The sequence below is a fragment of the Anaerotignum sp. genome, assembly GCF_051877975.1.
In the GTDB taxonomy this organism is placed as follows: domain Bacteria; phylum Bacillota; class Clostridia; order Lachnospirales; family Anaerotignaceae; genus Anaerotignum_A.
Window position 1 is genome coordinate 1 of record NZ_JBJEJK010000060.1, and the last position, 12,642, is coordinate 12,642.

Here is a 12,642-nt window from a genome sequence, read left to right on the forward strand (position 1 = left end):
GCATTATTTCTAATACTGAGATCCTGATTCGTCATCTTAACTTAATGACATTGTCCGAAAGGGCTCTTTTTTGTTTGCTTATGTTTCAGGTTTTTCTTTTCTGGGAGGGCGAGGCCCTTCGAACTGATAATAGTCTGTTTTGATACGGCCGTTGAACAGTTTTCTCTTTCTGTCCGCTTTTCTGCCGAAAAGGGATTCAAAATATTCCATAGAAGTGATGACATAGGTGGACCAGGTAGTGTCTGTTTTCATGGTTGCCCCCAGAGCACGATACATATTTTCAACTTCTTTTAATTCACCGATACGTTCACCATAAGGAGGATTGGAAATCAGCACACCATATTTCCCCGGCAATACAATATCCTGAGAAGGCTTTACTTCAAAGGTAATGCAGTCATCCACGCCAGCCAGCTCTGCATTGGCTTTGGCCAGTTCGATAGCGGCAGGGTCGATATCGCTGCCGTAAATTTCAGGCATTACATCATAATCAATGGCCTGATAGGCTTCTTTTCTGGCCTGTTTCCAAAGGTCTTTGCCGATGTGTTCCCATTCCTCGGAAGCAAATTTGCGGTTGATGCCGGGGGCAATATTGCGGGCAATCATGGCCGCTTCAATGGGAATCGTACCGGAACCGCAGAATGGATCCAGCAGGATACGGTCTTTTCGCCAGTAGCTCAGCTGAATCATAGCGGAAGCAATGGATTCCTTCAAGGGGGCATCCAGCGCATTGGCACGATAGCCACGCATATGCAAGCCGGAACCGCTGGTATCAATAGCCAGTGTGACGACATCTTTCAGGATCCCTACCTGAATCGTAAAGGAGGCACCTGTTTCATCGAACCAGTCTGTTTTATATTTTTCCTTCAGCTTTTCCACAACAGCCTTTTTTACTATGGCCTGACAGTCGGAAACACTAAATAAAGTAGATTTTACAGATTTCCCAACAACAGTAAATTTTCCGTCTTCCGGAATCCAATCCCCCCAAGGCAGGGCTTTTGTCTGGTCGAATAATTCTGTGAAGGTCACTGCTTTGAATGTACCCATTTTTACCCAGACGCGGCCGGCGCATCTCAGCCAAAGGTTGGCCTTTACGATATCCGCTTCCGTACCGGTAAATTCTACTTTGCCGTCGAATGTTTTGATATTCTGAAAACCAAGTGCCTGACATTCTCTTTTGACTACAGCTTCCAGACCAAATGTAGTAGTTGCGATCAAATTGATGCTCATTTGCTTTCTCCCATCTTTTTATCATAATCAACGTATGAATATCATAATCTATTATCATAGTTTATCATCAGCGGAGAAAAAAAGAAAGGATTATTCTTTATATTTATCCATGGCTGCCTTGGCACTTTTGATAATTTCTGCGATGATGATTGTCTGCTTCGGGGAGCAGGAATCTAGGACTGACTGAATCTGCTGCAGAGCATCATTTTTTCTGCTGGCTGGAGTATCCGAAAGGAGTTCATCTGTGCTGACGTTGAGAGCCTGGGCAATGGAAACCAAAACGGGCAGGCTCAGTTTTGTATTGCCGGTTTCAATATGGCTCATGTGAGGAGTGGAGATATTAACGGCTTCTGCCAGCTGATCCTGAGAGAGACCTAGGGCTTTTCTGAATTTCCTGATACGTTGTCCAATTTTGTAATAATCCAGAGGAATCACCGCCTATATAGTTAAAATTCACTTGAATTATAAAGTCATCTATGATAGCATGAAATAAACTATATAGGCTAAATTATATGCATATAGTTTAATTTTTATGATTTTTCACAGTAAAGTACATGAAAAAGGGAAGTACAAAAATTCAAAAGAAAGGAAGAGGGAAATGAAGAAAAATCTGAAACGGATACTTGCCGGAACGATGACGGCTTGTATGTTGGCAGCAATGTGGCCTTCAGCGGCTTTTGCACAGAAAGCGGATTGGGATTATTCTAAATCAAAAGAAGCAGCTGCACTTACTGATGGACTAGAATCGGAAGTGACACTTTCTTTGCCTTCCGCAGAGGAAGAGTTGATAAGTGATGTTGTATTTGTTTTGGATAAATCCAGCTGCGAAAAAGAGACGGCAGATGAAGCAGTTGCCTTGTTGGAGTCTTTGCAGGAAAGCATCGAAGGAACGGAGGCGGCAATCAAAGTCGGCATTGTTTCTTTCAGACATACGGGAAATGTGGTGTATGAACTTACGGAATTTTCCGAAGAAAATGTTGAAGAGATTCGTGAATCCATTGAAACAAAGCCAGATGGCACCGGGACAAATATTGACGGAGGCTTGTTGGCCGCAAAAGAAATGCTTGAAAATGACACAGAAGTGGCGGATAGCAGAAAACATCTGATTTTAGTAACAGATGGTCTGGCTCGTTTGTTCAGCTATGGTGATGATAATGCGACAGGCATTATTTTCCATGAAATCAATCAGGATCAAAATACAATTTATGCCGGCGAATTTTCCGGTTGGAGCACCACAAATGGTATTGCGGACGGTTCCTATGAAATTCCGGGAGACGACTGGGATGATTATTTTGAAAAAATCAGTGATTTTGTAGATGCTGACGGAGATGAGTATGTATTCGACTTCGTAGAGGATGCAAACCAGGGAGCATGGGGAACTAATAAATCTAATAATGAAAAAGATAGAGAACTTTGGGATTTCCTGAATAGTGAGGGAAATATAGAGAAAGTAATTTCAAGGGATGATGCTGCAGAGCATGCGTTATCCATCGACAGAGCGGTTTATGATGCTTACGATACATATAAACAGCTGGAAGATAAATATCATTGCTATGCTGTAAACGTAAACGGAGAAGATGCAGCGCCTTTGGGCAAAACCTTAGTCGAAAAAATGAATGCATATAGCCAAAATGGTATAGAAGACAGCGATGATTTGGCGAGTGCATTTGACAGCATTCAGAAAGAAATCTATTATCTCCTGGATGCGGGTTCTGTGGTGAAGGATATCATTGGCGGCGGAACAGAAAATGGATTCGATTATGATTTTGATTTTGTCGATGATATCGAGAAAATCGAGCTGACCGTCGGCGGAAAAGCATTGGACAAGCAAACTATCGATGATACAGATGCAACATCTGCCTACGGTTTTGGGGCATTCAATGAGAATACAGAACAGTATGATTTTGAACTGTATTATTATGAAAACGGCGAAGATGGTGAAAGCGATGAATGCTTTATCTGGAATATCTATGTTCCCGTAAGCAACTTTGCGCCTGTTCAGCTGACTTATACAGTAAAACTGGATGAAGTGCCTACAGAGGCAGGAAAATATGAGTTTGAGACAAACAAGAGAGCCGTTCTGTACCCTGTAGATTCTAATGGGTATGAAGGGGAGAAAGAGGAATTCGAGATTCCTGCGGTTACCTATAAAGTAGAAGGGGAAGAACCTGCAGAACCTGAAAATCCTGACCCTATTGCATGGGAACGTTCCAAATCCAAAACGGCAACAGCTTTAAACGATACTTACGAATCTACTGTAACATTATCTCTGCCTGCGGCAAGCTATAAGGGTGATCTGGATGTAGCCTTTGTTCTGGATGGCTCTACAAGTTCCGATGAGGATGACTTGGCGGCACAGGCAGCAGAACTGCTGGGCGAACTGGCAGCGCTGGAAAATCTGAATGTGAAAGTGAGCCTGACTGTATTCGGCGGTTCTGTACCTTTGCTGGAAGATACGGATTTATTAGGCATTTCCGGCGATGAGAATGCGGAAAATCTGACAAATCTGCAGAACAGACTGATTGACACAGTATATGACAGCGTAAAAGATGAATATGGAGATAAGGCTCGCTCCGGAAGCAACTTACAGGCTGGCGTAGTGGCGGCGCAGGAAAAGCTGGATAAAGATACAGCTGTTCAGGCGGAAGATAAATATCTGGTTCTTCTTTCTGACGGCGCAGCCCGTATGTGGTATGAAAATGGTGAATCTATGCATCAGGCATATGTGCCAGACAGTTCGATTTTCTGGAACAGCAATGAGGATTTTATCAAGCGGTATATGAGAGCCGATAATCCTCTGCCGCTCAGAGAATTTGATGAAGTTTGGACAGAAGGTCAAGATGGTGCGAATATTGGCGCATACGCGATGACAAAAGAAGAAGCAAAAACGATTGCTGCTGCTGATGCGATTGCAGAAGGAAAAGCAGCAGACTGGAATACGGTTGCAAATGACCCTGATTATTATACAACCTATGAAGCAGCTACTTATTATGCAGCAACTTCTATTGTGGAAGCAGCAGAAAATTGCCGTATCATTTTTGTTTCTTATCCTTATAATACAGGGACAAAATATGGTGACTATTCCGAAAGCTTTAAATCCTGGCTGGCTGAAAATGAATATGTAACAAGATATGACAGTGCAGAAATGTCCGAAACAGAAATCTTTGATAAAGTAAAAGATGAATTGATTGAGGTAGTCGGACCCGGTTCCAGAGTTGTTGATATCATTGGTTATGGCACAGACAGTGAAGGCAATGCCTATGATTTTGATTTTATAGACGAAATCAGCAGACTGGAATTGCGTGTAGGCAAGGAAGTTCTGGAAGGCGCAGAACTGGCAGATGCAGGGGATGCCACATCTGCTTATGGTTTCTATGATGCAGAAGGCAATCTGAATTTCGAACTGTATTATTATAAAGATGGCTCTGGGGATATTGCGGAAGAACATTTTATTTGGAAAATCAATGTTCCTGTAACTATCAATGATACTGTTCAGTTGGATTATGATGTAAAACTGATGAATCCTCAGCCTAAGAAGAGTACTTCTTATACATATGAAGATTTGTATACAAATAAAAAAGCAGTCCTGTATCCAATTGATACAGAAGGCAATGCAGCAGAACCTGAAAAATTTGAGAGACCTGAAGTAGAATATACAGTAGGCAAGAAATCCAGCGGCGGCGGTGGTGGCGGCGGCAGCCACAGCACTCCCGATAAGGAGCCGGAGAAAGAGCCTGTAATTCCCGATGAAACACCGGATGCATTGAATGGTGATGATCATTTTGATTATGTTGTTGGCTATCCTGACGGCAAAGTCCATCCCGAATGGAACATTACCCGTGCAGAAGTAGCGGCAATCTTCTTCCGTCTTTTGAAAGAGGATGTCAGAAACGAAAATGTAACTTTTGAAAATGACTTCCCTGATGTACCGAAGGGCATGTGGTATACTTCTTCTGTTTCCACAATGGCGGAAATGGGAATTGCGTATGGCAGAGATACCGGATATTTTGATCCTGATGATAAGATTACCCGTGCGGAATTTGCGGCAATCGCGGCTCGTTTTGACAGCCAGCCTTATTCCGGTCCTGATAAATTCAGTGATATTTCCGGGCATTGGGCAGCGGTGCATATCAATCGTGCAGCAGAAAAAGGCTGGATCGTTGGCTATCCCGATGGAACCTTTAAGCCCGATCAGTATATCACTCGTGCAGAAGCGATGACATTGATTAACCGTGTCTTGAATCGTTTGCCTGAAAGCCCTGCGGCATTGGATCAGGATATGAAACACTGGCCGGATAATGCGGATACAAGCGCATGGTATTATCTGGCAGTGCAGGAAGCAACAAACAGCCATGAATATGAAAAGGTTGATAATGGTACGTATGAACGTTGGACAGATGTACTTCCTTTTAGAGACTGGGCTCGTTATTTCTATGAACAGAATTGGACATAATAGAAGATAAAAAAATAACGGCGGAGAAATCCGCCGTTATTTTTATGAAGCACCCCTTGAAGAAAACCAGAAAAAAGGGTATCATAAAACAGATTGAAATTTTTCATAAAGTGAGGACGATTATGTATAAAGTATTGAAAACATGCGGCAGAGCAAAGCGTGCGCAATTCCATACTCCCCATGGTGTAATCCAGACGCCCGTATTTATGAACGTGGGCACAGCAGGTGCGATCAAGGGCGCCGTTTCCACAGAAGATCTGGAACAGCTGAAATGTCAGGTGGAACTTTCCAACACATATCATCTCCATCTGCGCCCTGGTGACAAGCTCATCAAAGAAATGGGGGGGCTGCATAAATTTATGGTCTGGGATAAGCCGATTCTTACAGATTCCGGCGGCTTTCAGGTATTCTCCCTGGGGCTTTTGCGAAAGATCAAAGAAGAGGGCGTTTATTTCAGCTCCCATATTGACGGCAGAAAAATCTTTATGGGGCCGGAAGAAAGCATGCAGATCCAGTCTAATCTGGGTTCGACCATTGCTATGGCCTTTGATGAATGTATTGGCCTGCCGGCGGAAAGACCTTATGTAGAGGCATCCGTAGCTAGAACCACCCGCTGGTTGGAACGCTGTAAAAAAGAAATGGCAAGATTGAATTCTTTGGAGGATACCATCAATAAACAGCAGATGCTGTTTGGTATCAACCAGGGGGCAACCTATGAAGATATTCGGATTGAACATGCCAAGCGGATTTCCGAAATGGATCTGGATGGCTATGCCATCGGCGGCCTGGCTGTTGGGGAGACCCATGCGGAAATGTACCATATTTTGGACGAGGTCGTGCCTTATCTGCCTCAGAATAAGCCTACTTATCTGATGGGCGTTGGTACACCTGAAAATATTTTGGAAGCAGTTGAGCGAGGCGTAGACTTTTTTGACTGTGTTCTGCCTGCAAGAAATGGACGCCATGCTCATGTTTATACAAATAAAGGCAAGCTGAATCTGCTGAATGCAAAATATGAAAAGGACGAAACGCCTATCGATGATACCTGCGATTGTCCCGCTTGCAGAAGATACACGAAGGCCTATATCCGCCATCTGTTCAAAGCAAAGGAAATGCTGGCAATGCGCCTTTGCGTTATGCACAATCTGTATTTCTTCAACAGCATGATGGAAGAGATCAGACAGGCCATTGAGGAAGATCGTTTCCCTGCATATAAAAAGGCAAAACTGGAAGGGTTTCAGCAGAACGACAAATAAGATTTGTGCGATACTTGACGGAAAATAAAAAATTATATATAATCATATTTAGTTTGAAATTTAATCCATAAAGTTAGGAGAGAAAAAAATGGTACCATTCTTACTTGACACAGTAATCACACCGGGCGGCGGCGAAGCAGCAGCAGAAGCGGCTAAAACAACAACACAGAGTACAGGCCTTTTCGGCACATGGATGGCAGATCATCCTGTTATGCTGATCGTTGTATATTGTGTAGTTTTGCTTCTGATCATGTATTTCCTTTCTATCAGACCTACACAGAAGAAAGAAAAGAAATTGGCTGAACTGAGAAATGCCGTTGAAATTGGTGATTCTATCGTTACAAACAGCGGTTTTTACGGCAAGGTTGTGGATATGACATATGACTGCCTGATCGTTGAATTTGGTTTGAACAGAGGGGTTCGCATCCCTGTTGCGAAAACAGAAGTCTTCGGCAAAGCAGAACCGAATATGTCTAATGAAGCCCCTGTTGAAGAAGAAGCACCTAAGAAAAAAGGTCTGTTCAGAAGAGGTTGAGTTTGATAAAAAGCCCCTGTCACGAAAGTGAAAGGGGCTTTCTTTGTATAGAAGGAAAAATATCATAAGTGAAGGCAGTCGCTTTTGTGAATATTTGACAGGAAACTGCAAAAAAGTAAATTTATTGAGCATATAGTGTAATAAATTATTCTGGTTGTGTCGGATTTTATAAAATGTTGCTAAAAGAAATGGAATGTATTGTTAAAATTGTTGACAATTATGAATAGTTATTATAAAATATATCTGAATTTAATGCTCATGTTGAATAGGAGCATTTGTTCGTTGCAGAAAATATTTTTCTAGGAAAGGGAGAGAGGAACCATGAAAAAATTACTTTCTTTACTGCTGGCTTCCGCAATGACAATTTCTATGTTGGCTGGCTGCGGCGGCGGCACAGAAGCACCTGCGGATGATGCAGCGACAGGCGAAGTTTACAATGTATGCAACCTGGTAAACGGCAATTTGGGTGACAAATCTTTCTTTGACTCTGCAGAAGCGGGTCTGGCAAAACTGAAAGAAGAAGGCAAGATCACTTACAAAACAATCGAAATGGGCGCAACAGATGCTGACCAGCCCAAATGGCTGGAAACATTGTATGAAGTATCCGGTACAGGTGAATATGACCTGATCATCTGCGGTACATATCAGATGCCCGAATATCTGAAAGAAGTAGCAGATCAGTATCCCGATCAGAAATATCTGATTTACGATGACACAACCCATGTTGGCGAATGCCCTAATGTTGTAAACATGAGCTTCAGACAGAACGACTTGGGTTATATGATCGGTGTATTTGCAGCAGCTATGACTACATCCGGTTATGACAACACAAATGAAGATGCAGTGATCGGCTTCTTGGGCGGCGTTGACAGCCCTGTAATCAACGACTTCCTGTATGGTTATCTGGAAGGTGCAAAATCCGTTAACCCTGACATCAAAGTTGATACACGTTATGTAACAAACTACTATGATACAGCCTATGGCAAAGAATTGGCTCTTTCCATGATCAACGACAAAAAAGCTGATATCGTTTGGGGCGTAGGCGGTGCAGCTGGCAACGGCGGCGCAGAAGCAGCACAGGAAACAGGCAAAGCTTGGTTCATCGGCGTTGACTCCGACCAGGAATCTACATTCGGCTCTGAACTGGCAGCAGTTACACTGACATCCGGCCTGAAAAATGTTGGCGACGGTATCTGCTGGTTCTTCGATGAATGGGCAAATGGCAATGAATACTGGGGTCAGGAAGTAAATCTGGGTATCGCTGAAGGCGGCGTAGGCGTAGTAACAGATAAGAACTTCACAAAAGTACCTCAGGAAGTTCAGGATGCGGTTCTGGCAGCTCAGGAAGCAATCGTAAATGGCGATGTAGTCGTTTCTTCTGCACTGACAGATGGCGGCAACGATGCAGCGATCGCTTTGAGAGATTCCATGCAGCCCTAATCAAAATAAAAAAAGCTGAAAAAGCAACTTTAGCTTATACTTTGCAAAGGGGAGCTGTTGAAGCTCCCCTTTTTTATCTTAAAAAAGAAGGGGGCTTGATTATGTCAAACAACGAATATGTTGTTCAGATGAAGGGCATCACGAAAGTCTATCCCAATGGCGTTGCAGCCAACACAGGCGTTGATTTTAATGTGAAAAAAGGCGAAATCCATGCGCTGATGGGCGAAAATGGCGCCGGCAAATCCACTTTGATGAAAATGCTGTTTGGTATGGAACAGCCTACAAGTGGTGAAATCATTGTGAATGGCGAAAAAGTAAATCTGACATCTCCTACAGTGGCTATCTCCAAAGGGATCGGCATGGTGCATCAGCACTTCATGCTGGTACCCAGCTTGACTGTGGCGGAAAACATTGTTTTGGGCATGGAACCCAAAAAAGGCATGTTTATTGATTACAAAAAAGCAGTGGAGATCACAGAGGAATACGCAAAAAAATATAATCTGCATGTGGATGCCAATGCGAAAGTCATCGATATTCCCGTTGGTATGAAACAGAAGGTTGAGATTTTGAAAGCACTGGTGCGCGGTGCAAAGATTTTGATTCTGGATGAACCCACAGCCGTGCTGACGACACAGGAAACGGCTGAATTGTTCAAAGAACTGATTGCCTTGAAGGAACAAGGGTATACAATCATCTTTATTTCCCATAAGCTGAAAGAAATCAAACAGATTACAGACCGCCTGACAATCATGCGCGGCGGCAAATCTATGGGGATTTATGAAACAGCAGGTATTACAGAGCAGGAAATTTCCCGCCTGATGGTAGGCCGTGATGTTGTCCTGACTGTGGAAAAAGAAAAAGCACAGCCCACAGATGTGGTTTTGAAGGTAAGAGATTTGGAATACACAGATTCCTGGAACAGGAAAATGCTGGACAAGATGTCTTTTTCTGTACGCAAGGGTGAAATTCTTGGGATTGCCGGGGTAGAGGGCAACGGGCAGAGGGAATTGGTAGAAATGCTGTTCAATCTGAATGTGCCTGATGCGGGTACTGCTACGGTAAACGGTGTAGATATCATTGGAATGCCCCAGAGAAAGATTCGTGAACTGGGGGTTTCTCTGATTCCTGAAGACCGTATGATCTATGGGATCGCTTCTTCCGGTACCATTGAAGAAAACATCATGTCTGATCGTTTTGATAAAAAGAAATTCAACAAAGGCATGCTGTTCAATATGGATGCGATGCATCAGGAAAGTGATCAGCTCATCAAAGATTATCTGGTACTTTGTAAGAACCGTAATCAGCAGGTTGGTATGCTGTCCGGCGGTAATATCCAGAAGGTTGTTGTTGCCCGGGAATTTTCTGCAGAACCCACACTGATTATTGCAGACCAGCCCACCCGTGGGATCGACGTTGGTGCGACAGAGTTTATCCGCAAAAAGCTGGTAGAACTAAGCCGGGAAGGCGCGGCAGTTTTGCTGGTCTCTGCTGATCTGAATGAAGTTATGGAACTTTCTGATAGTTTGATCGTGTTCTATAATGGTAAGATCGCGGCATATTTCGAAGATACATCTACATTGACCGATGAAATCATGGGGGAATATATGTTGGGTCTGAAAAAACAGACCGATGAGGAAATAAGGAGGGTATGCCATGAATAACAGACGTTTGAAAATGTTTGAGATCATCCGTGGTGCGGCGGCGATCCTCGTGGCGCTTCTCGTTGCAACAATTTTTATTTTCATTTGTTCCGATAAACCTTTCGAAGCATTGAAATATATGTTGATCTCTCCACTGTTTACAAATGGTGGCATCAGTTTGAATTCAATTTTTACGATTATGGCGGCAATGACGCCTATCATTTTTACAGGGCTTGCTATCTGCGTTATGTTTTCTTCCAACCAGTTTAATATGGCTGGGGAAGGAAGCGTGATGCTGGGTGGTTTTATTGCTGCGCTGGTAGGCATTTATTTTTCTACAGGGACTTATCTGGATATGGTGATTTGTGTGCTGGCAGGGTCAATTGTCTGTGCCGCACTGATGTATATTCCTGCAATTTTAAAAGTAAAACTGGGTGCCAGTGAAATGGTATCCTCCCTGATGATGAACTATATCATCATGTATGTGATTTTGCATTTCCTGCTGAATGTATTCGCAGATGGCAGCAAAGGTACCATTCAGACATTTCCCTTTGCAGCAACAGCCCATATCCCCGCACTGGTTCCCGGGGGTTCCAAGCTGAGCTGGGGCTTTGTGGTGGCGCTGATCTTCACAGTTCTGACAGCTTTGTTCATGTATCGGACACGCTGGGGCTATTCTATTCGGATGGTAGGGATCAATCAGAGTTTTGCGAAATATTCCGGCATGAAGGTCGGCGGCATCATTGTTCTTTCTCAGGTCATCGGTGGTTTTTTGTCCGGCATGGGCGGTGCCATTGAAGTTTTGGGGCGTTTCGATACTTTCCTGTGGCGGGATCTTCCCGGCTATGGCTGGACTGGTATCACTGTTGCGATCTTAGCGAAAAATAATCCTATTTTTGTACCGATTGCGGCATTCTTTATTGCTTACCTGAACAGGGGCTGTACATTGATGGCAACCTACTGCGATGTACCTGCTGAAATGGCGGATATCATTCAGGCAGTCGTATTCCTGTTCTTTGCTGCGGAACAGTTCTTGGCTCGATATCGTCAGAAACTGGTAGTTGCCGGTGCAAAAGAAGAACTGGAACAGAAGAAAGCAGCACCGGAAGGGGGTAAGGCATAATGTTCAATGAAATTATTGGCTTGATTTGTCAAACGGACTTTGTCTTCTCTATTTTCCGTATCACAGCACCTATCCTGTTTGCGGCTTTGGCGGCGGTAGTAGCAGAAAAAGCAGGCGTTACCAATATTGGTCTGGATGGTATCATGCTGATTTCCGGCTTGTTCGGTACATTGTTCAGCTATTGGACCCAGAGCTGGTTCATCGGTGTTCTTGGGGCGATGGTTGTTGGTACTGCGCTGGCGCTGATGATCGGTTTCTTCGCATTGAAATTGAAAACGGATATTATTCTTGCCGGTATTGCTGTCAATACGATGAGCTCCGGCGGTACGATCTTTCTGTTGTATATGTTCACAGGGGAAAGAGGCAACACCGCATCCCTGACCAGTTCTAATATCCTGATTCCAACAGTAAAAATTCCCGGCCTGTGTGATATCCCTGTTTTGGGCGATATCTTATCCGGTCATTCTGTATTGACTTATGTAGCATTCATTCTTGTATTTTTTACATGGGTATTGTTGTATAAAACGTCTATTGGTCTGCAGATTCGTGCCGTTGGGGAAAATGACCATGCGGCGGAATCTGTAGGTATCAGTGTTCTGAAAATCAAATATATTGCTCTGGGGATTTCCGGTGTGCTTTCCGGTATGGGCGGTGCTTTTATGTCTATGTATTATTCTCAGAGCTGGAATACAGGCGTTGTTGCTGGTCGTGGGTTTATTGCATTGGCGGCGCAGGCAATGGGCCATGGGGAACCTGTTGGTACCATGTTTTCCTCTTTGCTGTTCGGCTTTGCCCAGGCACTGCGTACAAAGGTATCCGGTATCCCAGGGGTATCTTCCAACCTGATTTCTGCGATGCCTTATGCCGTGACTATCCTTGGCCTGGTGCTGTATGCAATGTCTACGGCTAAGAAGGTAAAACGAAAAAAAGTGCAGGAAGAAGAGAATAAATAATCCACTTGTGGAGGG

The 12,642-nt window shown here is 43.7% G+C and carries 9 protein-coding genes; 7 read left to right on the plus strand and 2 right to left on the minus strand.

The features are described 5' to 3' along the window. Positions 1 to 78: 78 nt before the first annotated feature. Complete coding sequence (locus tag ACI39P_RS09665) at positions 79 to 1,227, minus strand: THUMP domain-containing protein (protein WP_439720465.1); 1,149 nt, start codon at positions 1,225 to 1,227, stop codon at positions 79 to 81. A 90-nt stretch (positions 1,228 to 1,317) separates the two neighbouring features. Beyond that, positions 1,318 to 1,662, minus strand: coding sequence for a helix-turn-helix domain-containing protein (locus ACI39P_RS09670; protein WP_439720466.1), 345 nt, complete (start codon positions 1,660 to 1,662; stop codon positions 1,318 to 1,320). A 163-nt stretch (positions 1,663 to 1,825) separates the two neighbouring features. Between ACI39P_RS09670 and ACI39P_RS09675 the strand changes: the two genes are divergently transcribed. The 7 genes from ACI39P_RS09675 to ACI39P_RS09705 all read left to right on the plus strand — a co-directional run bounded on the left by ACI39P_RS09675 (position 1,826) and on the right by ACI39P_RS09705 (position 12,627). Then, positions 1,826 to 5,680, plus strand: coding sequence for an S-layer homology domain-containing protein (locus ACI39P_RS09675; protein ID WP_439720467.1), 3,855 nt, complete (start codon positions 1,826 to 1,828; stop codon positions 5,678 to 5,680). 122 nt (positions 5,681 to 5,802) lie between these two features. After that, positions 5,803 to 6,936: a tRNA guanosine(34) transglycosylase Tgt gene (tgt, locus tag ACI39P_RS09680; RefSeq protein ID WP_439720468.1), complete on the plus strand. Its 1,134-nt coding sequence runs from the start codon at positions 5,803 to 5,805 to the stop codon at positions 6,934 to 6,936. A gap of 88 nt (positions 6,937 to 7,024) precedes the next feature. After that, positions 7,025 to 7,471, plus strand: coding sequence for a preprotein translocase subunit YajC (gene yajC, locus ACI39P_RS09685; RefSeq protein ID WP_439720469.1), 447 nt, complete (start codon positions 7,025 to 7,027; stop codon positions 7,469 to 7,471). A 321-nt stretch (positions 7,472 to 7,792) separates the two neighbouring features. Further along, on the plus strand, positions 7,793 to 8,911 hold the full coding sequence (locus ACI39P_RS09690; RefSeq protein WP_439720470.1) for a BMP family ABC transporter substrate-binding protein: 1,119 nt from the start codon (positions 7,793 to 7,795) through the stop codon (positions 8,909 to 8,911). 101 nt (positions 8,912 to 9,012) lie between these two features. Next, positions 9,013 to 10,572, plus strand: coding sequence for an ATP-binding cassette domain-containing protein (locus ACI39P_RS09695; RefSeq protein WP_439720471.1), 1,560 nt, complete (start codon positions 9,013 to 9,015; stop codon positions 10,570 to 10,572). Continuing rightward, entirely contained in the window at positions 10,565 to 11,674 is a 1,110-nt protein-coding gene (locus ACI39P_RS09700) for an ABC transporter permease subunit (RefSeq protein WP_439720472.1), read from the plus strand. Before ACI39P_RS09695 ends, ACI39P_RS09700 begins: the two co-directional genes overlap by 8 nt. After that, complete coding sequence (locus tag ACI39P_RS09705) at positions 11,674 to 12,627, plus strand: ABC transporter permease subunit (RefSeq protein ID WP_439720473.1); 954 nt, start codon at positions 11,674 to 11,676, stop codon at positions 12,625 to 12,627. Before ACI39P_RS09700 ends, ACI39P_RS09705 begins: the two co-directional genes overlap by 1 nt. Positions 12,628 to 12,642 lie beyond the last annotated feature (15 nt).